This window comes from Paraburkholderia sp. BL10I2N1 (genome assembly GCF_004361815.1).
Lineage (GTDB): Bacteria > Pseudomonadota > Gammaproteobacteria > Burkholderiales > Burkholderiaceae > Paraburkholderia.
The window spans coordinates 855185-876249 of sequence record NZ_SNWA01000001.1 but is presented as its reverse complement, the minus strand read 5'-3'; the positions used below and the strand labels follow the sequence as shown (position 1 = coordinate 876249).

Below are 21065 nucleotides of genomic sequence, written 5' to 3'. Positions count from 1 at the left end.
CGCGGAATCAGACCGCGACGATATCGAACGAGTGAGTCAACTCGGCCGTTTTGGCGATCATGATCGACGCCGAGCAGTACTTGTCGTGCGACAGGTTGATCGCGCGTTCGACCGTCGCCGGATTCAGGTTCTTGCCCGTCACTGTGAAGTGGAAATGGATTTTCGTGAAGACCTTCGGGTCTTCGCTGGCGCGTTCCGCCTTCAGCGTGACCGAGCAGCCGGCGATCTCCTGACGGCTTTTCTTCAGGATCATCACGACATCGTAGGCCGTGCAGCCACCCGTGCCCAACAGAACCATTTCCATTGGACGCGGCGCGAGATTGCGGCCACCACCCTCCGGTGCTCCATCCATCATGGCCAGATGGCCGCTGCCCGTTTCGGCGGCGAAAGCCATCCCGTCCTGCCCCATCCAAGTTACCTTGCATTCCATGCCTGTACTCCAGCGCGTGCGCTTGAATTCGAGATGGGCATTGTAGCCCGGCGATTCAAGGCCCGCCCGAAGGGACGACGACACTGCATTATGCTTGCTAAAACCTTGCGTGTTGCGCTGCGGCATGTCTGGTCGGCGTCGGATGCCCCTCTCTAACCAGGGGTTTAGTTCTACTTGCCGAGCTCGCGAGTCCGCGAAAAAGCCGAGATTTCGGTTGATTGATAAGGGTTTTTGCCTATTCAGACGTCGGGTGTTGTTGTTTCGCATCGTGAAAACAAATTTCATCATGCAAATGATCTTGCGTTGCACAAGGTGGCCTCATATAATCGCAATCATTGGTTGATGCAGTTCGTCTACCTCAGCATGTCTCCTCCACCCTCCTCCTTTGGTGGATTAAGCCCGAACCGCGAGTTCGGGCTTTTTTTCGCCCTCTGGCTCTCCTTTCTGCCGGATGTTTTGACTTGGCGCGGCAATTTCCTTTATAATTCAGGGCTTTTCCGCATATGCCCGCGGGAGAAGAACAGGGAGAGCCTGCACAGCGCCTCGATGCGCGACACCTAAGCAGGAAAAAAACACAGGGCAAAGCATTTTTATTTGGATCGATCATGAAGACGTTTTCCGCAAAAGCCCATGAGGTGACGCGCGAATGGTACGTGATTGACGCGACGGATAAGGTTCTCGGCCGTGTCGCCAGCGAAGTGGCACGCCGTCTTCGCGGCAAGCACAAGCCTGAGTTCACCCCGCACGTCGACACCGGTGATTTCATCATCGTTATCAACGCCGGCAAGCTGAAGGTCACGGGCAACAAGACCACAGACAAGAAGTACTATCGCCACTCGGGCTACCCGGGCGGTATCTACGAAACGACGTTCGGCAAGATGCAGGAACGCTTCCCGGGCCGTGCGCTCGAGAAGGCGGTCAAGGGCATGCTGCCGAAGGGCCCGCTCGGCTACGCGATGATCAAGAAGCTGAAGGTCTACGCCGAAGCAACGCATCCGCATTCGGCGCAACAGCCGAAAGCGCTCGAGATCTAAGGGGAGCCCACATGATCGGTAACTGGAACTACGGTACGGGCCGCCGCAAGAGCGCCGTTGCTCGTGTCTTCATCAAGGCAGGCAAGGGCGACATCGTTGTGAACGGCAAGCCCATCGCCGACTACTTCTCGCGCGAAACCTCGCTGATGATCGTGCGCCAGCCGCTGGAACTCACGAACCACGCTGTAACGTTCGACATCAAGGTGAACGTGTCGGGTGGCGGTGAAACGGGTCAGGCCGGTGCGGTTCGCCACGGCATCACCCGCGCGCTGATGGACTACGACGCAACGCTGAAGCCGGCTCTGTCGAACGCTGGCTTCGTGACGCGTGATGCACGTGAAGTCGAACGTAAGAAGGTCGGCTTCCACAAGGCACGCCGCAGGAAGCAATTCTCGAAGCGTTAATCGCTTCGGGCTGGTTTCGCCGATGGGGCAACCCGGGCGAAATCGCTGCAAAAAGCCGCCTTCGCAGATGCGTTGGCGGCTTTTTTCATTGGACCAAGTGCTCGGGCGCTCGCTCCATGCCATTGTTGCGATGGGGGACAACTATCGCTACAAGAACCCATTGATTTTATGGGGGTTCAGCACGATATCGAGATCAGCCCTACAATAGCGTCTAGAAGCTTTTTTGGAGAGTTCGAATGAACGCAGTCACCGACACCCCCGTAACCGAGATGCCGGGCCCCTTCGTTTTCACCGACGCAGCGGCTGAGAAGGTCAAGCAACTGATCGATGAAGAAGGCAACCCGGAGCTGAAGCTGCGCGTTTTCGTGCAGGGCGGCGGCTGCTCGGGCTTTCAGTACGGTTTTACGTTCGACGAAGCCGTCAATGAAGACGACACCGTGATGAACAAGAGCGGCGTCCAGCTGCTGATCGACTCGATGAGCTACCAGTATCTGGTAGGCGCTGAGATCGACTATAAGGACGACATCAACGGTGCCCAGTTCGTGATCAAGAATCCGAATGCCACGACCACCTGCGGTTGCGGTTCGTCGTTCTCGGTCTGATTATCGGCTGACGAAGCGGTTTGTCGAAAAAAACGGGGCTGAAAAGCCCCGTTTTCCATTTGTCGGCGAGTCTTCACGTTCGCGAACGAACGCTGGCGGCGCGCGGTCAGCGCGGATAGATCGCGCCCAGCACTCGTTCTCCTGCCGCTCCGGTCACTGCCGGCAGATTACCCGGTTGGCGCTCGACGCAACGCATCGCCAGCCACGCGAAAGCAAGCGGCTCGACCTGATGCGGGGGCACGCCAAGCGCTTCGGTAGTCATCACCGGCACACCGCTGCATCCGCTTTCCTCGAAAGTTGCCTGAAGGGCCTTTAGCAACTCGGGATTGCGGGCGCCGCCGCCGCACACATACACGGCCCGACTGTCTGGCGCGTGACGTTCAATCTCGCGGGCGACCGTGATGGCAGTCAGCGCGGTGAGCGTTGCCTGCACGTCCGCGGCACTGACCGACGTGAATGGCGCGAGCCTCGCGTCCAGCCATTCGGCATTGAACAGGTCGCGACCAGTGCTCTTCGGCGGTTGCTGCTCGAAGAATGGTTCGTCCAGCAGCGCGTGCAACAATGGCCGGTGCACCTGGCCACTCGCGGCAAGATGGCCGCCTTCGTCGTAAGGCTTGCCCAGGTGCCGCTGTGCCCACTCGTCGAGCAGCGCATTGCCAGGCCCGCAATCGAAGCCACGTACGCCGCCCGCAGCGCCGAGAATCGTGATGTTGCTGATTCCGCCCAGGTTACAGACCACGCGGGTTTCCCCTTTTTTACCGAACACGGTTGCGTGGAAAGCCGGAACGAGCGGCGCACCCTGGCCGCCGGCGGCGACGTCGCGCGAGCGGAAGTCGGCGATTACGTCGATGTGCGTCATTTCCGCGAGTAGCGACGGGTTATTGATCTGTCGCGTATAGCCTTTTTCGGGCCGGTGCCGCACGGTCTGGCCGTGCACGCCGATTGCGCGCACCGCTGTCGCGGACAGGTTGCCGCTGCGTAACAGTTCATGGCAGCACACGGTATAGCGGGCGGCGAGTGCGTTCGCCGCCAGCGCCTCGCGCTCGATCTCGTTGTCGCCGGGTTGTTGCAGGGCAAACAGCGCGTCCCGCAAGCCCTCCGAAAAGCCGACGAACGCTTCCGAGCGCACCACGGGCGTCTTGCCCTTCGCGAATTCAACCGCGATGCCGTCGACGCCATCCATGCTGGTGCCCGACATCAATCCGAAATACACGCCGCCGTCTGTCGTCTCTCTCGCCACGTTCTGCTCCTCCTATGGTTGCGAACCGTTTTAACAGATTATCAGCGCGACAGGCCGCGCGGATAGGCGCGCGGCCACGAAAGATCGGCTTTGCGGGGCGAATCACGTAAAATCCGGTGTCCGTCCCGGCGCCGGCCGCCCGCGCCAACTATGGGACAATCTCTTTTTTCGACGTCACGTTCCAGCATGAGCACCGAGTCCACTTCCAAGCCCAGTCCCGCCTTTCCGATCACCGACGAAGTGCGTCACGCCCTCGCTGTCACGAAACGCGGCGTCGACGAGTTGCTGATCGAGGATGAGTTTGCGCAGAAGCTCGCGCGCAGCGCGGCCACCGGCAAGCCGCTGCGCATCAAGCTGGGCCTCGACCCAACGGCGCCGGACATCCATATCGGCCACACGGTCGTGCTGAACAAGATGCGCCAGTTGCAGGACCTCGGGCACACGGTGATCTTCCTGATCGGCGATTTCACGTCGCTGATCGGCGATCCGTCGGGCCGTAATGCGACGCGTCCGCCGCTTACGCGCGAGCAGATCGAATCGAACGCGAAGACGTATTTCGATCAGGCCGCGCTCGTGCTCGACCGTGAGAAGACCGAGATCCGCTACAACAGCGAATGGTCGATGCCGCTCGGCGCCGACGGGATGATCAAGCTCGCTTCGCGCTACACGGTTGCGCGGATCCTCGAACGCGAGGATTTCACCAGGCGTTTTCAGGGCGGTGTACCGATTTCGATCCACGAATTCCTTTATCCGCTGATGCAGGGTTACGACTCGGTCGCGCTGAACGCGGACCTCGAACTGGGCGGCACCGACCAGAAGTTCAATCTGCTCGTCGGTCGTGAGTTGCAGAAGCAGTATGGCCAGGAACAGCAGTGCATCCTGACGATGCCGCTGCTCGAAGGGCTCGATGGCGTCGAGAAGATGTCGAAATCGAAGAATAACTACATCGGCATCAGCGAAAAGCCGACCGACATGTTCGGCAAGCTGATGAGCATCTCCGATATGCTCATGTGGCGTTACTTCGAACTGCTGTCGTTCCGTCCGATGGACGAGATCGCCGGCTTCAGACGCGAAGCCGAAGCGGGCCGCAATCCACGCGATTTCAAGGTGATGCTGGCGCAGGAAATCGTCGAACGTTTCCATTCGGCCGCCGCCGCCGAGCGTGCACTTGAAGACTTCAATCATCGCGCGAAGGGTGGCCTGCCGGACGACATTCCGTCAGTAGCGCTTGCGGGCGCCCCGCTGGCGGTCGGGCAACTGCTGAAGCAGGCCGGACTCGTGCCGTCGACGAGCGAGGCGCTGCGCAATATCGAGCAGGGTGGCGTCAAGATCGACGGCGCGACGGTGTCCGATAAGGGCTTGAAGATCGAGGCCGGCGAGTTCGTCGTGCAGGTTGGCAAGCGCCGCTTTGCGCGCGTGACGTTGACGGCCTGACCGGCTTGATGCGCATCGTGGCCGCCCCGTTTGTCGTGCTTGAGGAGCACGTCGCGTGATCGCGCTGATTCAACGGGTGCGGCACGCCGAAGTGCGTGTCGACGATCGCGTGACGGGGGCGATCGAGGCAGGTCTGCTCGCGCTTGTCTGCGCGGAGCGCGGCGACACCGATGCCGTCGCCGACAGGCTGCTCGCCAGGTTGCTCGGCTATCGTGTGTTTAGCGACGCGGCGGGCAAGATGAACCTGTCGGTGCAGAACATCGACGGGGCGGGTCGGGCGGGCGGTTTGCTGCTCGTCTCGCAATTCACGCTGGCCGCCGATACGAACAGTGGTCTGCGTCCGAGCTTCACGCCGGCTGCGCCGCCCGATGAGGGACGGCGCCTCTTTGAGTATTTCGTCGCAGCCGCACGGGCAAAGCATCCAGTCGTCGAGACGGGCGAATTCGGCGCGGATATGCAGGTGTCGCTCGTCAATGACGGCCCGGTCACGTTCTGGCTTCAGACACGTCCCTGAAGCCTTCCGTTGCCCGCCGTCGCTTTTTGCGACAATGGCGGCTCCGTATTCGATCCAGGCATGCTTTCCTATGTCCACCCAGGTCATCTTCATCCGGCACGGCGAGACCGACTGGAATCGCATCAAACGCATCCAGGGGCACATCGACATACCACTCGCGACGAGCGGCGTCGAGCAGGCTCAGAAACTCGCGCAACGGCTTGAACGTGAAGTGAAGCAGGGCGCGCGGCTGGATGCGATCTATTCGAGCGACCTGATGCGTGCGCAGCAAACCGCGCAACCCATAGCGAGTGCGCTCGGCTTGCCACTTCAGCTGCGTCAAGGCTTGCGCGAGCGGCAATACGGCGCTTTCCAGGGCCACGACAGCGACGAGATTGCCGGGCGCTTTCCCGACGAATATGCCCATTGGCAAACACGTGACCCGGGTTTCGCGCCACCGGACGGCGAATCGCAGCGCGCGTTCTATCATCGCGTACTGCATGCGATCGAACCGATCATCGCGGTGCACCCGGGAGGGCGCATCGCGTGCGTCGCGCACGGTGGCGTGCTCGATTGCGTATACCGGTATGCGAACGGTTTGTCGCTCGAAGCACCGCGTACCTACTCGTTGCTCAATACGAGCATGAATGTGGTGGACTTCGACGGCGCTGCAGCGGCGGTTGTTACGTGGGCTGACGTCGAGCACCTGGGTGGCCACAGTCAGGACGACAACCTTAGGAAAGTGCCCGAACCCGGACGGTGATCAGAACGCCAGAGGGTTCTGCGCAAGGTGCGCGCCGGGTGATGGCTGTGGGTCAGGGGCGCGTCGCTGCGACGCGTCTTCGAGCCCGCTTCGATACGCCCTTCACCAGCGCCCAGCGCATCACGGGCGCAACAAGCCTCACGCCTGGACGTACGAGCGCCCGCCTCACGCGAGAAAACGTATCGAAGCCCAGCATCGCCTGCGCCCACTCCGGGAGCAGATCGACACCGGCGTTGAGCATCAGCGTGCCCGCCGGCCGCATTGTGATGCCTGGCGGACGCGCGCTCATCAGCACATTCACGACTTCACGCGCGCGCGAGCTGGCTTCCAGTTCAGACCGCATCGCGACCAGATAGGCTTCTATTTCGGCCCGCGAACGGGGAATCCCGACAGCCCCGAGCATTTCGGCGATACGGGCCGTTTCGGCAAAGTACTGGTCCTGCGCTTCGACAGGCAGCGCGGGATTCACGTAGCGCATATGCGCGGTCATAAAGCTCGACACTTCCGCGACGTGCACCCATGTCAGCAACGCGGGGTCGCTCGCACGGTAGGGGCGGCCATCGGGAGCAGTGCCCGCGACCCCGGAATGGATCTGCTTCACTCGCTCGATCAGGGCGAGTGCGTCGCGCTGGTTGCCATACGTCGTGCCCGAAATAAACGTCGCGGTACGACGCAGCCGTCCGAGGATATCGCTGCGGAACGAGGAGTGATCCCAGACGCCGGCCAGCGCGAGCGGATGCAGCGCCTGAAGCAGCAGCGCGCTAATACCGCCCGTCATCATCGACGTGAAGTCGGAATGGACTTTCCAGCAGACGGCATCGGGGCCGAAGAGGCCGGGGTCACCGGGTGGCGAGGAGTAATCGAGCGACGGGCCGCTGCCGCTCGTCAGGTGCGTCACGCCCGCAGCCAGCCTCGTACGCAAACGTTTCGCGACAAGCTGCGCGAACCCCGTTTGATCGCTTCGCGGACTGGCTTGATCGGACATCGCCTGGCTCTTCCTGTGCTGGTGCCTGATGCAACGTTTGGCGCGGGGGTCAGGGCTCGCCCGAATCCCACAGGTTGCGTACCGGACTCGACGTATTCGGTGCAGCAAGACCGAAATGCCGATATGTCAGCAGCGTGGCGACCCGGCCGCGTGGTGTGCGCTGCAGGAAGCCCTGCTGGATCAGATACGGTTCGAGGACGTCTTCGATGGTATCGCGCTCTTCGCCGATTGCCGCGGCCAGGTTGTCGACGCCGACCGGGCCGCCGTCGAACTTGTGCAGGATCGCTTCGAGCAGCTTGCGGTCCATCAAATCGAATCCGACCGGGTCGACGTCGAGCATGGCGAGCGCGGCATCGGCGACTTTCGCCGTGATGTTGCCGTCTGCCTTCACTTCGGCGAAGTCGCGGACGCGCCGCAACAGGCGGTTCGCAATCCGCGGTGTGCCGCGCGAGCGTTTCGCGATTTCGAACGCGCCGTCGGGATGAATCTGCGCGCCAAGCAGCGACGCCGAGCGGCTGACGATGCGTGCCAGCTCATCCGCGTTGTAAAACTCGAGACGCGCGACGATACCGAAACGGTCGCGCAACGGATTCGTGAGCATCCCGGCGCGCGTGGTCGCGCCAACGAGCGTGAACGGTTGCAGATCGAGCTTGACGCTGCGTGCGGCCGGACCCTCGCCGATCATGATGTCGATCTGATAATCCTCGAGCGCCGGATACAGGATTTCCTCGACGACCGGCGACAGCCGGTGGATCTCGTCGATGAACAGCACGTCGTTCGCTTCGAGATTGGTGAGGAGCGCCGCGAGATCGCCTGCGCGTTCGAGCACCGGCCCGGATGTTTGCCGCAGATTGACCCCCATCTCGCGCGCGATGATATGCGCGAGCGTGGTCTTGCCGAGACCCGGCGGCCCGAACAGCAGCACGTGGTCCAGCGATTCGGACCGGCGTTTGGCCGCTTCGATGAAAATTTCGAGCTGGCCGCGCACCTTTTCCTGCCCGACGTACTCGTCGAGATGGCGCGGGCGCAATGCGCGCTCAAACGCTTCTTCGTGCGTCGATACGGGCGTAGCCGCGATGATGCGCTCGGCGGCGAGTTTGTCGGTTTCGATCATGGGCACATTGTACCGCGTGCCGCCAGCCGATAAAGCTGGCCGAACGGCCAGGGTGCGCGAAGCGCTCCCGCATGCGAAGCTTTAGCCGTCGTCGAGTGCAGGCCAGCTCAGGTCTTGGACAACGCCTTCAGCGCGATCTTGATGCCTTCGGACACACCGGTGCCAGCCGGCACGTTCTTGACGGCTGCCAACGCTTCTTTTTCGGAGTAACCCAATGCGAGCAATGCGTTCAGAATATCGCTGGCGTGACCGGATGCCGACGCCGCGCCGGCCATTGCGCCGAGATCGGCGCCCAGTTTGCCCTTCAGCTCAAGAAGCAGCCGCTCAGCCGTTTTCTTGCCAATGCCCGGCACCCGCGTCAGGCGCGCAGAGTCCTGCAGCGTGACGGTCTGCGACAGTTCGTGCACGCTCATTCCGGACAGCACCGCGAGCGCCATGCGCGCGCCGATGCCCGTGATCTTCAGCAGTTCGCGGAAGGTCGAGCGTTCCTGCGGAGTGCCGAAACCGTACAGGAGATGTGCGTCCTCGCGCACGATCATCTGCGTGAGGAGCACCACCTTTTCGCCGGTCGACGGCAGGTTGTAGAAGGTACTCATCGGCACGTCGACTTCGTAGCCGACGCCGTTGCAGTCGATGAGCAGGTGCGGCGGATTCTTTTCCAGCAGGACGCCGGCAATGCGACCGATCATGGCAGGTTCGAGGATGAAATAAACGGCGAGTGTAGCGCAGGGCGCCGCAGCACGGCGCAGTTGCAGGGCAAAAGACGCAGCGGCTGCGCCGGTATAACGCAAGCGTGTGAATTGACTGGTCCGGAAGGGCTCAATAAACTGGGATCCCTTTTGTGGCAATGTCGACAAAAGGACTTCCCCATGCTTAGCCTCACCACGCTCGCGCTCTTTTCAGGCGCTTGTCTCGCGCTCACCGCCACACCCGGCCCCGATATGTTGTTGATTGCGTCTCGCAGCGTCAGTCAGGGGCGTGCAGCGGGCTTTGCGTCGCTGGCGGGCATTCTCGCTGGCACGTACTGTCATGCGCTTGCAGCGGCGTTCGGACTGTCGCAGCTGTTTCTGGCGGTGCCCGTGGCGTATGACGTCGTGCGGTTCGCTGGGGCGGGCTATCTGCTTTTTCTAGCATGGAAGACGTTCCGGTCCGAGGGAACGGTGCTGTCGCCGAGTGCCGGGATGCGCCGTTATCCGACGGGCAGAATCTTTCGGCAGGGGCTGTTGACCAACCTGCTCAATCCTAAGGTCGCGCTGTTTGTCCTCGCACTGTTTCCGCAGTTCGTGCGCCCTGAAGCCGGATCGATCGTCGCGCAGATTCTGCTGCTGGCGACCGTGCTTAACCTGATCGGTCTTTGCGTCAACGGCGCGGTGATCTTGATGGCGAGCCGGCTGAGTAACAGGCTGAGTAGCAGACTAACGTCGGGTCGTCGGCCATCGAGGGTGCCGCAGTATCTACTCGGATCAGTCTTCGCGGGACTTGCTTGCCGGTTGGCCCTGGCAAGCCGGCACTGAGTACAAAACGGCGCATGGCAGAGCAGCGGGCTCTTTCGACGGTGATCGCGCAGGCGGCGGGACGTGCCTCACCGCCTGAGCGCAGCCCTAACCCACCAGCCGCCCGCGCCGCACGCGCAGCCCTTTCTTTGCGAGGCCTGGTGCGATGCCGCCCAGCGTGCCGAGCGTGCCGCCGCTATGTGCATGACAGATCGCCATACCGAGCGCGTCAGCTGCGTCAGTGCCGGGCACGCCGGACAGATTCAGGAGACGCGCAACCATCAGCTGCATCTGCTCCTTGGTTGCGCGGCCATAGCCGACCACGGCCTGTTTCAACTGCAGCGCCGTGTATTCGGCGACCGGCACGCCACCCGCGACCAGCCCGCAGATTGCGGCGCCGCGCGCCTGACCGAGCAGAAGCGTCGATTGCGGATTGACGTTGACGAACACTTTTTCGATTGCGGACTGATCGGGCGCATGCTGACGGATCAGTGTCGAAATCCCATCGAAGATCGTGCCGAGCCGCGATGGGAGATCGGCATCGGCAGTCTTGATGACGCCGCTTGCGACATAGGTGAGTTGATGACCGGTCTGGTCGATCACGCCGAAGCCGGTAACACGCAAACCAGGGTCGATGCCGAGAATTCTCATGAGGTGCGATGCGGACGAAGTGCCTGCGATACTACAACGAACGGGCCGCACAGCGGTCGGCTCGGGGCGGTCTCACGGGAATAAATGCCTCATGCGGACCTGCAGGGAGGCGGGCGCAGGTGGAAACCTATCGAAATCTCAGTGGCGCCTCGGGCGTGGTGGCATACGACATCGGCGAAGACTTCGTCGCGGTCCGATTCGAATCGGGCGATGTCTACTGGTACACCTATGCCAGCACGGGAGTGCAGCATGTCGACACGATGAAGATACTTGCGCGCCGCGGGCGGGGCCTCAGCACGTATATCAGTTCCCATCCCGATGTGAGAGACGGTTACGCCCGGAAAGAACCCGACGAGTAAACACCACGCAAGAAAAACGGCCCGACAGGAAGACCTGTCGGGCCGTTTCAATCAAACCATAAAACCGGGAAGCAACCGGCTGAGTCTGGATAGCGGCAGAACGGCAGCGCCCCGGTCAGCGAGCTTGAATCAGTGACGGAAGTGACGCACGCCCGTCAGCACCATCGCGATGTTGTGCTCGTCGGCGGCGGCGACCACTTCGTCGTCGCGCACCGAACCACCGGGCTGGATCACGCAGGTAGCGCCAGCGGCCACGACCACGTCCAGACCGTCGCGGAAGGGGAAGAACGCGTCCGACGCCACGGCCGAGCCGTTCAGCGACAGGCCGGCGTTCTGTGCCTTGATGCTCGCAATCCGCGCCGAGTCCACGCGGCTCATCTGCCCTGCGCCGACGCCGAGCGTCATGCCGTTCCCGCAGAACACGATCGCGTTCGACTTCACGTACTTCGCGACGCGCCAGGCGAAGAGCAGATCGTCCATTTCCCTCGGCGTCGGATGACGCTTCGTGACAACGCGCAGCTCGCGCGGCTGCACGTTGCGCGAATCGAGCGACTGCACCAGCAGACCGCCCCCCACGCGCTTCAGGTCGAACGCGTTATGGCCAACGCCGAGCGCGATTTCAAGCAGACGCACATTCTGCTTCGCGGCAAACACCTGGCGCGCCGCTGTGCTGAACGACGGCGCGATCAGCACTTCGACGAACTGCTTCGACACTGCCTGCGCCGTCGCTTCGTCAACTCCGCGGTTGAACGCGATGATGCCGCCGAATGCCGAGGTCGGATCCGTCTGGAAGGCCTTCGCGTACGCTTCGTTCGCGTCCGCGCCCACGGCCACGCCGCACGGGTTCGCGTGCTTGATGATCACGCAGGCCGGCACGTCGAACGTCTTCACGCATTCCCATGCCGCATCGGAATCGGCGATGTTGTTGTACGACAGTTCCTTGCCCTGCAGCTGGCTGTAGTTCGCGAGCGCGCCAGCCGGCACCGTGAGGTCGCGATAGAACGCGGCGCTCTGGTGTGGGTTTTCGCCGTAGCGCAGGTCCTGGACCTTGTCGAACGCGAGGTTGAAGGTCGCCGGCCAGGTGTTGCGCGATTCGTGCCTGAGTTCGTCGGACAGGCTCGTCAGGTAGTTCGTGATCGCGCCGTCGTATTGCGCGGTGTGCGCGAACACCTTGGTTGCGAGACGGAAGTTGGTCTTGTAGCCGACCGAATTGCTGTTCGCACGCATTTCGTCGAGCACGACAGCGTAGTCGGCCGGATCGACCACCACGGTCACGTCACGATGATTCTTCGCCGCGGAGCGCAGCATCGTCGGGCCGCCGATGTCGATGTTCTCGATCGCGTCCTCGAGCGAGCACTCTTCCTTCGACACCGTCTGCACGAACGGGTACAGGTTCACGACCAGCAGGTCGATCGTCGGGATGCCGTGCTTCTCAAGCGCAGCCATGTGCTCAGGCAGGTCGCGGCGCGCGAGGATGCCGCCGTGCACCTTCGGGTGCAGCGTTTTCACGCGCCCGTCGAGCATTTCCGGGAAGCCCGTGTAGTCGGCGACTTCGGTAACGGACAGGCCCGCGTCCGCGAGCAGTTTCGCGGTGCCGCCAGTCGACAGGATCTTGACGCCGAGGTCCGACAGCGATTTGGCAAAATCGACGATGCCGGACTTGTCGGAAACGGAGATGAGCGCTTGCTTGATCATGATGAGAAAGCCGGGGAGGGACTTGAGGGGCGCAGGAAGTAATAAACCCGTAGTAAATCCGCTACAGCAGACCGTGCTGTTGCAGCTTCTTGCGCAGCGTATTGCGGTTGATGCCGAGATACTCGGCGGCCAGCGACTGATTGCCGCCTGCCTGCTCGAGCACCACCTCGAGCATCGGTTTTTCGACGCACGATACGACCATGTCGTAGATGTCGTGCGGGTTGGAGCCGTCGAGATCCTGGAAGTACATGTCCAGGCTATCGCGGACGCATTGTTCGATGTTGTGCTTGCTCATGCTGCCAGTCGGTCGTTATTGTCCGGCTCGCCGTCATTGTCCTGGGCATCTTCTTCGACGTAAACAAGGCGGTCGGAAAGCGCCTTTTGCGCGTCGAAGAATTCGTTGACGGCGAGCAGTTGTTCGCGCGTGGTGTCCAGCGTATTCATGCGATGCCGGAACACGTTGGCGCCAGAAAGGCCGCGAGTGTACCAGCCGATGTGTTTGCGCGCAGTGCGGACTCCGGTGAATTCGCCGTAGAACGCGTAGTGATCTTCGAGGTGTTCGTTCATCACCTGCTGGATCTCATCGATACGCGGCGGCGGCAGTAATTCGCCTGTCTGCAGGAAATGCTCGATCTCGCGGAAGAGCCACGGGCGCCCTTGCGCCGCGCGGCCGATCATGATCGCATCGGCGCCGGTAAGGGCGAGCACCTCGCGTGCCTTTTGCGGCGTCGTGATGTCGCCGTTCGCGACGACCGGAATGCGCACCGCGGCCTTGACGGCAGCGATGGTCTCGTATTCGGCGTCGCCGTGATACAGGTCCGCACGCGTGCGGCCGTGCACGGTCAGCATCGAAATGCCGGCGTCTTCGGCCAGACGTGCAACGGTAAGCGCATTCCTGTTGTCGCGATTCCAGCCGGTGCGGATCTTCAGCGTGACGGGCACGGCATCCGGGCCGATGCCAACAGCGTTGACCACTGCCTCGACGATGCGCTGCACGAGTGGCTCGTTCTGCAAGAGCGCGGAGCCCGCGGCGACGTTGCACACCTTCTTGGCCGGACAGCCCATGTTGATGTCGATGATCTGTGCGCCGTTCGCCACGTTGTAACGCGCGGCTTCGGCCATCATCGCCGGATCCGCGCCGGCGATCTGCACGGAAATCGGCTCGACTTCGCCCGCATGATTCGCGCGGCGCATGGTCTTCTCGCTTTTCCACAGCTGCGCATTCGACGCGACCATCTCCGACACGGCATAGCCCGCGCCCAGCCGCTTGCACAGCTGGCGGAACGGCCGGTCCGTGACGCCGGCCATCGGGGCGACGAACAGGTTGTTGCGCAGATTGTGGGAGCCGAGAGTAGGCATGGCAAGAGAGGCGGCCGACCAGTCGATAGCGGATCGAAACGGTCGTGGAATGCGAGGGAAAACTACCATTTTACCGTTAACGGCAACCCGAAAGATCACTTGCGTCTGACGTAACCCTTTAAATCTTCTATGAAAGCCCATCGGTTCATAGACCCTTGGCGGGTCGCGAGCCGCTTGGCGCGTGACCCGCCAAAGGGGTCAGCGACGCTGTCCGAACATCATTTGCCGCGCAAGAGCGGTCTTCACGGGCGGCACGAATTCCAGCGCGGTGAGCGCGAGCCCACGCAGCGTGGCGAGTGGCGGGAAGTCGATGGTAAAGAGGCGCGCGAGGGTGTCCGTGGCGCCGATCGTCAGGCGCCGGTCGAGCGCCCGGCGCGCCGCGAAGGCTGCGAGCGCGACCGGCGTCGCGCCGTGCTGGGCCAGTGCGTCGACGAGCGCGTGGGCGTCACGCAGGCCGAGATTCAGGCCTTGACCGGCGACCGGATGCAGCGTCTGTGCAGCGTTGCCGATCGCGACGACGCGGCCCTTGACGAGCGTATCGACCGCATTAAGCCCGAGCGGAAAGGATGCGCGGCCTTTGATCTGCGTAAATCGACCCATCCGGTCGCCGAAAGCGGCGCCGAGTTCGGCGAGAAAGGCGTCATCGGGGAGTTGCGCGCGGCGCGCGGCCTCTTCGGGCGAGCAGCACCAGACGAGCGCGTAGTCCGCGCCGCGCACGCCGCCCGTCGGCAGCAGTGCGATCGGGCCTTCGGACGTGAAGCGCTCCCATGCAACGTGCGGTTGCGGAGCCGACAGCGTGACCGTGCCGACGAGGGCGGTCTGGCCGTAGTCGCGCGTGGCGCCCGTGCCGCTACGCTGCTCGTGATAGAGACCGCCTTCGGCGTTCACGAGGATCCGCGTGCGCAGATTGCGCGCGACGTGCGCGCTTTCGATTGGCAGCGTGACGCTGTCGTCTGCCTGCGCGGGCTGCAGTGCGGAGGTCGAGCGGAACCAGTGCACGGGCGTTGCGTGCACCGCTTCCGCCAGCGCATGCACGATCGAGCCGTAGCGCAGCACGTAGCCGAGCGCGGGCAGGCCGTGCTCGGTATGGTCGATCAGCGTGCGGCCGAAATGGCCGCGCTGCGAGACATGAATCCGCTGGATCGCCGTGGCGTCGCCGGGCCAGCGAAGCGGCTCGAGAATCATCCGGCTGCCTTGCGACACGGCGATCGCGCGTGGATCGGATACCGCATCTTCGGGCTCGCGTGCATCGACGAGCGCCACCGAAAGCGCCTGCGTCGCGCTGCGTTTCGCCAGCCAGCCGGCCAGCGCGAGGCCGACCGGTCCCGCACCGACGATCGTCACATCGAAGTCGAATGGCGCGTCAGCCTGCGTGTTCTGTGGGGTGGCAGTCGACGGTTGGGCTACTTCATTCATCTGGTCTCGATTCCCTTCACTCACACGCGGCGCCCGCTGATGCGCGCGCAGCCTGCATCAGCGCTTCGATTTCCTCGGCCTTGACCGGCACATCGCGCGTCATCAGTTCACAGCCGGTTGCGGTGACGATCGCGTCGTCCTCGATGCGGATACCGATGTTCCAGTAGCGCTCGGGGACGTCGTCCGAAGCGCGGACGTAAAGGCCAGGTTCGATCGTCAGCGTCATCGACGGCTTCAGCGTGCGCCAGGGGATGGCGCCATGTTCGTCGCGCGGCGCGGAGCGCTCGCGGTAGTCGCCGCAATCGTGCACGTCCATGCCGAGCCAGTGGCCGGTACGGTGCATGTAGAAGCGCGCATAGGCACGTTCGGCGATCATATCGTCGACGGAAGCGAAGCGCTGACGGTGGATGATGCCGGTATCCAGCAGCCCCTGCGCCAGCACGCGCACGGCTGCCTGATGCGGCGCCTCGAAGTCGACGCCGGCGCGCGTCGCCTCGATGGCCGCCTGCTGCGCAGCCAGCACGATGTCGTAAAGCTCGCGCTGTGCCGGGGTAAAGCGGCCGCTGACGGGGAAGGTGCGGGTAATGTCGGACGCGTAGCCGTCGAGTTCGCACGCGGCGTCGATGAGGATCAGATCGCCGTCCCGCGCGATCGCGTTGCCCGCCGGATAGTGAAGCACGCAGGCATTGGCGCCCGCTGCGACGATCGAGCCGTACGCCGGACCCTGCGCGCCGTGCTTGCGGAATGTGTAGAGCAGTTCCGCTTCGAGTTCGTATTCGCGCACACCGGGACGGCAGGCCGCCATCGCCCGACGGTGCGCCGTTGCCGAGATCTGGCCTGCGCGGCGCATGATCGCGAGTTCGTGGGCGTCCTTGATGAGGCGCATCTCGTCGAGCACCGGCAGCAGATCGTGGATCGCGCCGGGCGCCGTGACTCCGCTTCTACCCTGTGCGCGCACCGCCTCGACCCAGCCGCGCACCTGGCCGTCCAGTTCAGCGGATGCGCCGAATGCGTAGTGCAGCGCGGGCTTGTCGGCGATCAGGCGCGGCAGTATCGCGTCGATTTCGTCGAAGGTGAACGCGGCGTCGAAGCCGAACGCCTCGCGCGCGCCCTCGGGACCGAAGCGGAAGCCTTCCCACGTTTCGCGCTCGGCGTTCTTCGCCCGGCAGAACAGGATCGAGCGCGGCTCGCCCGATGCCGCGCTGGCGTCGAGCACGAGCAGTGCTTCGGGTTCCGTGAAGCCTGTCAGGTAGTAGAAATAGCTGTCGTGCCGGTACGGATAGTCGGCGTCGCGGTTGCGCAGCACTTCCGGCGCGGTGGGGACGATGGCGACACCCCCGCCTGCTTCCCGCAACGCGGTGAGGACGCGTTCGCGGCGCTGGCGGTAGACGTCGACGGCGATGGTGAGTTCGGTCGGCTGGTTCATCGTGCGATTGTAGCGCTCGCAGCCTTCAATGCGCGGCCGGGCTGGCCGGCGGGCGTAGCCGTTAGCCATCCGGCCAGCTAGCCGTCGATCAGCGCTTGCCGCAATGTTGCAATCCGTCCACAGCTCCGTTCGGCGCGCATCACAAGACGCCAGGACGTCGTCTGGATGAACGCAAACCAACGTATACTTTCGCCGAAATCCAAACAGGGCAGTGTGTCATGAAACTCATCGGTTCGTTCGGCAGTCCGTTTGTCCGCAAGGCGCGGATCGTGCTCGCCGAAAAGAAGATCGACTACAAGCTGGTACTCGAGAACGTCTGGGCGCCGGAAACCACGATCCATACGTTCAATCCGCTCGGTAAGGTGCCGTGCCTCGTCATGGAAGACGGCGAGGCCGTGTTCGATTCGCGCGTGATCTGCGAATACGTCGATACGCTGTCACCGGTCGGCAAGCTGATTCCGCAGTCGGGGCGCGAGCGCGTCGAGGTGCGCTGCTGGGAAGCGCTCGCCGACGGAATCCTGGATGCGGCCGTGCTGATCCGCCTCGAAGGGACGCAGCGTCCGGCCGAGCATCGCAGCGAAGCATGGGTTGCGCGCCAGCAGCGCAAGATCCACGACGGTCTCGTGGCGATGTCGCAAGGTCTTGGCAGCAAGAACTGGTGTACGGCCAATCACTACACGCTTGCCGATATCGCGCTTGGCTGTGCGCTCGGCTATCTGGACTTCCGCATGCCGCAGCTGAACTGGCGCGAAGCGTATCCGAACCTCGACAAGCACTTCCAGAAGCTGTCGCAGCGCCAGTCGTTCATCGATACGGTCCCGTCAGACTGACCTGCCGGGGCGGGCTGAGGCGAGCGTCACCGTCGCCGTGACGCCGCGGCCGCCTGCGCCTGGCTCCAGCGTGATCTCGCCCCGGTGCGCCACGACGATCTCGCGGACGATAGCGAGCCCGAGACCGGTGCCTTCGGTGTCCGCCGACGCGCGATAGAACGGCTCGAACACACGGCTGCGTGCTTCGGCCGGAATACCCGGGCCGTCGTCCGAGACGGTCAGCGTGACGGTTGCGCCGTCGTCTTTTACGGCGACGGTGACGTGCCCGCCCGCGGGTGTGTAGCGAATCGCGTTTTCCGCGAGATTCGCGACGAGCGCCGACAGCAGTCCCTGGTGTCCGGTTACGGGCGCGGGGCCCGTCAGTTCAGCGCCCAGATCGATCTCGCGGGTCTGCGCGAGCAGCGCCAGATCCTCGACGACCTCCATCGCCAGCGCGGCGAGATCCACTGGTTCATTCGCGAGTTGCGTGTAGTCGGCCGCCTCGGCCTGGGCGAGCAGGAGCAGCTTGTTGGTGAGTCCGACCATCGACCGGTTGCTCCGGTGCATCGCCGCGAGCGCCTCCGCCAGTTCCGGCCCGATACCGCCGTGCTGTCGCGCGAACTGCAGCTGCGTGCCGAGCAGGGTCAGGGGCGTGCGCAACTGATGTGCGGCATCAGCGATGAAGCGTCGCTGCGCGGCGACCTGCACAGCCAGCCGTGCGATGCATTGATTGATCGCCTCGACGATGGGCCGCAATTCCGTATGCAGCCGCTCGACCCGGATCGGCTCGAGCTGCATCGGATCACGGTCGGCCACGTCGTCCTTGACTTTCATCAGCGGCCGCAGTTCGAACGTGAGCCCGATGCACACGAGCGCCACCGCCAGCACGATCATCTCGATCTGCCGCACCAGCTGCGGTCGCCAGAGCTGCTCCGCCATTGCATCGCGCGAACGCACGGTCGTGCCGACCGATACCAGCACGCGCCGCGTCACGCCGTTGTCGTACATCTGCCGCACGACGCCGGCCGCGCGCACGGGATGGCCATGCAGGCTGGCGTCGTAGTACTCGGGTTCGTCGGATGGCTGGCTTGCGCTGTGCGGAAAATCCGGGGTGCCGGCAAGCAGCCGGCCGTCGTCGACGGTCACGCTGTAGAACACCTGATCGCGATACGGCGAGACGAACACTTCGAGCGCGGCGGGCGGCACATCGACGGTGAGCGAGCCGTCCACCCATTCCACTTCGCCCGCGATCATCCGCGCCGACGAAACCAGCTTGTTGTCCTGCACGAGATCCGCGGTGTGCCGGGCATTGTCGAACTCCGCCTTGCCGGTGACGAAGACGTACAGCGCAAGCGGTACGAGCAGCCACCACAACAGGCGCACGCGCAGGCTATTGGTCATCTTCTTTTTTGCGCAGCAGATAACCGAGCCCGCGCAGCGTGACGATCGCCGCCGAGCTGCCATCGAGCTTCTTGCGCAGCCGCGAGATGTAGATTTCCACGGCGTCTTCGCTCGGTTCGTCGGCGAGCGTGAAGATCGCGTCTACCAGAGCCGGTTTCGAGACCGTCTTGCCGAGCCGCAGGATCAGCGTTTCCAGCACCGTCCGCTCGCGGGGCGTAACGTTCAGCGGCGCGCCTTTGAGCGTGAACTGACGCGTGTCGATATCGAACGCCAGATCGCCGCACATCACTTCGTCCGCTTTCGACGGCGACTGCCTGCGGATCAGCACCTTGATGCGCGCAACGAGTTCGCGTACTTCGAACGGTTTCACCAGATAGTCGTCGGCACCGGCGCCGAGTAGTTCGACCTTTTCATCGATCGAGCCGCTCGCGGTCAGGATCAGCACGGGCGTCGCGTCGCCGCGATGGCGCAGGCGGCGCAGCACGTTCTTGCCCGACAGCTTCGGCAGGTTCAGGTCGAGCAGCACGACATCGTAGTGATTCGTGCGCAGGAGATAGTCGGCGGCGTCGCCGTCCTGAACCGAGTCGAGCGTGAACGACTCCTGTTCGAGCATCTTCGCGAGCCAGTGCGCGAGCGTCGGATTGTCTTCAATCAGCAGGAGTTTCATGGTGGGGAGAGCCGTCAATCAGGCCGTCGATTGTGCCGTAAAACGTGGGCTTTGCGCGCTTTCGGCCGTGTTTGCCGGACAGAAAGCGGGCCTGCGCCATGACTGCGGGTTAACACCCATGATTTGCCAACGGTACCGAAAGCTAGCAGAAGGTTTGGCATTTCTATAATCCGCCACATTCACCCAGAAAGCGCCGCAGGATAGCGGCGACCCAACCTCAGGAGACTGCTTGATGCGTACCTTGCGCCAGATTGCCGCTGTGTCGGGTGTTGCGTTTGCCCTGGCGGCCGCTTCGGCTACCGCTCATGCCGAAAAACTCACGATCATGGTCGGCGGGGCCACCAAGATCATCTATCTGCCGGCCAAACTCACCGAACAGCTCGGCTATTTCAAGGACGAAGGGCTCGACGTCGAGATCCTGTCGCAACCGGCCGGCGTCGACGCAGAAAACGAACTGCTCGCGGGCGCGGTGCAGGGCGTGGTTGGCTTCTACGATCACACGATCGACCTGCAGAGCAAGGGCAAGGAAGTGCAGGCGCTGGTGATCTTCGGCCAGGTGCCGGGCGAAGTCGAAATGGTATCGACGAAGGCCGCCGACACGCTGAAGACCATGGCCGACGTGAAGGGCAAGACGCTTGGCGTGACCGGTCTCGGTTCGTCGACGAGCTTCCTCACGCAATACCTCGCGCAGCGCGCGGGCGTGCCGTCGACGCAGTACACGCTGCTGCCGGTCGGCGCGGACAACAGCTTTATCGCCGCAATCAAGCAGAACCGCATCGACGCCGGCATGACGACGGAGCCGACCGTCTCGCAACTGCTGAAGACCGGCGACGCGAAGGTGCTGGTCGACATGCGCACCCTCGAAGGCACGCGGGCTGCGCTCGGCGGCACCTATCCGGCGTCGAGTTTCTACGTGCAGCGTGCGTGGGCAGAGTCGCACAAGGATGAGGCCGCGAAGCTGTCACGCGCATTCGCGAAGACGCTCAACTTCATCGCGACGCACAGCGCCGAAGACATCGCCGCGAAGATGCCGAAGGACTACTACGGCAACAACAAGGACCTGTACGTGGCCGCGCTGAAGTCGTCGCTGCCGATGTTCACGAAGGACGGGAAGATGCCCGCCGATGGTCCTGACACGGTGCTGAAGGTGCTGTCCGCATTCAATCCTTCGGTGAAGGGCAAGCACATCGACCTCGCGAAGACCTGGACGAACGACTACGTGTCAACGCCAGCCGTCAGCACGGCGTCGAAGTAAGGCAACGGACCAATCCACACAATCACGCAAGGAAT

Annotated in this window: 24 protein-coding genes; 11 read left to right on the top strand and 13 right to left on the bottom strand. The window is 63.2% G+C overall.

What is annotated here, in order from left to right; genetic code table 11:
- Positions 1 to 7: 7 nt before the first annotated feature.
- The gene (locus B0G77_RS04075; protein WP_133664034.1) at positions 8 to 430 is read right to left on the bottom strand and encodes an OsmC family protein; all 423 of its coding nucleotides are present in this window, start codon (positions 428 to 430) and stop codon (positions 8 to 10) included.
- Positions 431 to 772: 342 nt separating this feature from the next.
- Here B0G77_RS04075 and B0G77_RS04070 point away from each other — a divergent pair, with 342 nt between their 5' ends.
- The 4 genes from B0G77_RS04070 to erpA all read left to right on the top strand — a co-directional run bounded on the left by B0G77_RS04070 (position 773) and on the right by erpA (position 2470).
- Positions 773 to 991, top strand: coding sequence for a hypothetical protein (locus B0G77_RS04070; protein WP_133660960.1), 219 nt, complete (start codon positions 773 to 775; stop codon positions 989 to 991).
- Between the two features lie 44 nt (positions 992 to 1035).
- Positions 1036 to 1464 carry a 50S ribosomal protein L13 gene (gene rplM, locus B0G77_RS04065; RefSeq protein ID WP_075158980.1) on the top strand — a complete coding sequence of 143 codons (429 nt, stop codon included), beginning with the start codon at positions 1036 to 1038 and terminating at the stop codon, positions 1462 to 1464.
- Positions 1465 to 1475: 11 nt separating this feature from the next.
- On the top strand, positions 1476 to 1868 hold the full coding sequence (rpsI, locus tag B0G77_RS04060; RefSeq protein ID WP_133660959.1) for a 30S ribosomal protein S9: 393 nt from the start codon (positions 1476 to 1478) through the stop codon (positions 1866 to 1868).
- A gap of 236 nt (positions 1869 to 2104) precedes the next feature.
- Positions 2105 to 2470, top strand: coding sequence for an iron-sulfur cluster insertion protein ErpA (erpA, locus tag B0G77_RS04055; RefSeq protein WP_133660958.1), 366 nt, complete (start codon positions 2105 to 2107; stop codon positions 2468 to 2470).
- A 106-nt stretch (positions 2471 to 2576) separates the two neighbouring features.
- On the opposite strand, the gene B0G77_RS04050 is transcribed toward erpA, so the two are convergent.
- Entirely contained in the window at positions 2577 to 3710 is a 1134-nt protein-coding gene (locus B0G77_RS04050; protein WP_133660957.1) for an anhydro-N-acetylmuramic acid kinase, read from the bottom strand.
- 186 nt (positions 3711 to 3896) lie between these two features.
- Between B0G77_RS04050 and tyrS the strand changes: the two genes are divergently transcribed.
- From tyrS to B0G77_RS04035, 3 genes are all read left to right on the top strand, one after another.
- A complete protein-coding gene (gene tyrS / locus B0G77_RS04045; RefSeq protein WP_133660956.1) occupies positions 3897 to 5144 on the top strand; it encodes a tyrosine--tRNA ligase in 1248 nt (415 codons plus the stop codon).
- A 55-nt stretch (positions 5145 to 5199) separates the two neighbouring features.
- Positions 5200 to 5658, top strand: coding sequence for a D-aminoacyl-tRNA deacylase (gene dtd / locus B0G77_RS04040; protein ID WP_133660955.1), 459 nt, complete (start codon positions 5200 to 5202; stop codon positions 5656 to 5658).
- Between the two features lie 70 nt (positions 5659 to 5728).
- Positions 5729 to 6400: a histidine phosphatase family protein gene (locus B0G77_RS04035; RefSeq protein ID WP_133660954.1), complete on the top strand. Its 672-nt coding sequence runs from the start codon at positions 5729 to 5731 to the stop codon at positions 6398 to 6400.
- A 52-nt stretch (positions 6401 to 6452) separates the two neighbouring features.
- Here the strand turns inward: B0G77_RS04035 and B0G77_RS04030 are convergent, their stop codons facing one another.
- The 3 genes from B0G77_RS04030 to ruvA all read right to left on the bottom strand — a co-directional run bounded on the left by B0G77_RS04030 (position 6453) and on the right by ruvA (position 9188).
- Positions 6453 to 7385: an oxygenase MpaB family protein gene (locus tag B0G77_RS04030; RefSeq protein ID WP_133660953.1), complete on the bottom strand. Its 933-nt coding sequence runs from the start codon at positions 7383 to 7385 to the stop codon at positions 6453 to 6455.
- Between the two features lie 49 nt (positions 7386 to 7434).
- Positions 7435 to 8499 carry a Holliday junction branch migration DNA helicase RuvB gene (gene ruvB, locus B0G77_RS04025; RefSeq protein ID WP_133660952.1) on the bottom strand — a complete coding sequence of 355 codons (1065 nt, stop codon included), beginning with the start codon at positions 8497 to 8499 and terminating at the stop codon, positions 7435 to 7437.
- A gap of 107 nt (positions 8500 to 8606) precedes the next feature.
- A complete protein-coding gene (ruvA, locus tag B0G77_RS04020) occupies positions 8607 to 9188 on the bottom strand; it encodes a Holliday junction branch migration protein RuvA (protein ID WP_133660951.1) in 582 nt (193 codons plus the stop codon).
- A 180-nt stretch (positions 9189 to 9368) separates the two neighbouring features.
- Here ruvA and B0G77_RS04015 point away from each other — a divergent pair, with 180 nt between their 5' ends.
- Complete coding sequence (locus B0G77_RS04015; protein ID WP_133660950.1) at positions 9369 to 10013, top strand: LysE family translocator; 645 nt, start codon at positions 9369 to 9371, stop codon at positions 10011 to 10013.
- An 87-nt stretch (positions 10014 to 10100) separates the two neighbouring features.
- On the opposite strand, the gene ruvC is transcribed toward B0G77_RS04015, so the two are convergent.
- Positions 10101 to 10643, bottom strand: a complete 543-nt coding sequence (gene ruvC, locus B0G77_RS04010) for a crossover junction endodeoxyribonuclease RuvC (RefSeq protein ID WP_133660949.1) — start codon at positions 10641 to 10643, stop codon at positions 10101 to 10103.
- A 119-nt stretch (positions 10644 to 10762) separates the two neighbouring features.
- Between ruvC and B0G77_RS04005 the strand changes: the two genes are divergently transcribed.
- Positions 10763 to 11002, top strand: a complete 240-nt coding sequence (locus B0G77_RS04005) for a hypothetical protein (protein ID WP_133660948.1) — start codon at positions 10763 to 10765, stop codon at positions 11000 to 11002.
- A 129-nt stretch (positions 11003 to 11131) separates the two neighbouring features.
- Here B0G77_RS04005 and purH read toward each other — a convergent pair whose 3' ends face one another.
- The 5 genes from purH to B0G77_RS03980 all read right to left on the bottom strand — a co-directional run bounded on the left by purH (position 11132) and on the right by B0G77_RS03980 (position 16967).
- Positions 11132 to 12697, bottom strand: a complete 1566-nt coding sequence (purH, locus tag B0G77_RS04000) for a bifunctional phosphoribosylaminoimidazolecarboxamide formyltransferase/IMP cyclohydrolase (protein ID WP_133660947.1) — start codon at positions 12695 to 12697, stop codon at positions 11132 to 11134.
- A gap of 61 nt (positions 12698 to 12758) precedes the next feature.
- Positions 12759 to 12992 (bottom strand): Fis family transcriptional regulator, encoded by a 234-nt coding sequence (locus B0G77_RS03995; protein ID WP_133660946.1) that lies wholly within the window; start codon positions 12990 to 12992, stop codon positions 12759 to 12761.
- Positions 12989 to 14056: a tRNA dihydrouridine synthase DusB gene (gene dusB, locus B0G77_RS03990; protein WP_133660945.1), complete on the bottom strand. Its 1068-nt coding sequence runs from the start codon at positions 14054 to 14056 to the stop codon at positions 12989 to 12991. The genes B0G77_RS03995 and dusB overlap by 4 nt, the downstream gene beginning before the upstream one ends.
- 198 nt (positions 14057 to 14254) lie before the next feature.
- Positions 14255 to 15472: a UbiH/UbiF/VisC/COQ6 family ubiquinone biosynthesis hydroxylase gene (locus B0G77_RS03985; RefSeq protein ID WP_133660944.1), complete on the bottom strand. Its 1218-nt coding sequence runs from the start codon at positions 15470 to 15472 to the stop codon at positions 14255 to 14257.
- Between the two features lie 16 nt (positions 15473 to 15488).
- A complete protein-coding gene (locus tag B0G77_RS03980; RefSeq protein WP_243750930.1) occupies positions 15489 to 16967 on the bottom strand; it encodes an aminopeptidase P N-terminal domain-containing protein in 1479 nt (492 codons plus the stop codon).
- Between the two features lie 149 nt (positions 16968 to 17116).
- Between B0G77_RS03980 and B0G77_RS03975 the strand changes: the two genes are divergently transcribed.
- Positions 17117 to 17728 carry a glutathione S-transferase C-terminal domain-containing protein gene (locus tag B0G77_RS03975; protein WP_133660943.1) on the top strand — a complete coding sequence of 204 codons (612 nt, stop codon included), beginning with the start codon at positions 17117 to 17119 and terminating at the stop codon, positions 17726 to 17728.
- Here B0G77_RS03975 and B0G77_RS03970 read toward each other — a convergent pair.
- Positions 17720 to 19108, bottom strand: a complete 1389-nt coding sequence (locus B0G77_RS03970) for a sensor histidine kinase (RefSeq protein ID WP_133660942.1) — start codon at positions 19106 to 19108, stop codon at positions 17720 to 17722. The two genes, B0G77_RS03975 and B0G77_RS03970, sit on opposite strands and share 9 nt — an antisense overlap.
- Entirely contained in the window at positions 19098 to 19775 is a 678-nt protein-coding gene (locus tag B0G77_RS03965) for a response regulator (RefSeq protein WP_133660941.1), read from the bottom strand. Before B0G77_RS03965 ends, B0G77_RS03970 begins: the two co-directional genes overlap by 11 nt.
- A 232-nt stretch (positions 19776 to 20007) precedes the next feature.
- On the opposite strand from B0G77_RS03965, the gene B0G77_RS03960 reads away from it, so the two are divergent.
- Positions 20008 to 21030, top strand: a complete 1023-nt coding sequence (locus tag B0G77_RS03960) for an ABC transporter substrate-binding protein (protein WP_133660940.1) — start codon at positions 20008 to 20010, stop codon at positions 21028 to 21030.
- Positions 21031 to 21065: the final 35 nt, after the last annotated feature.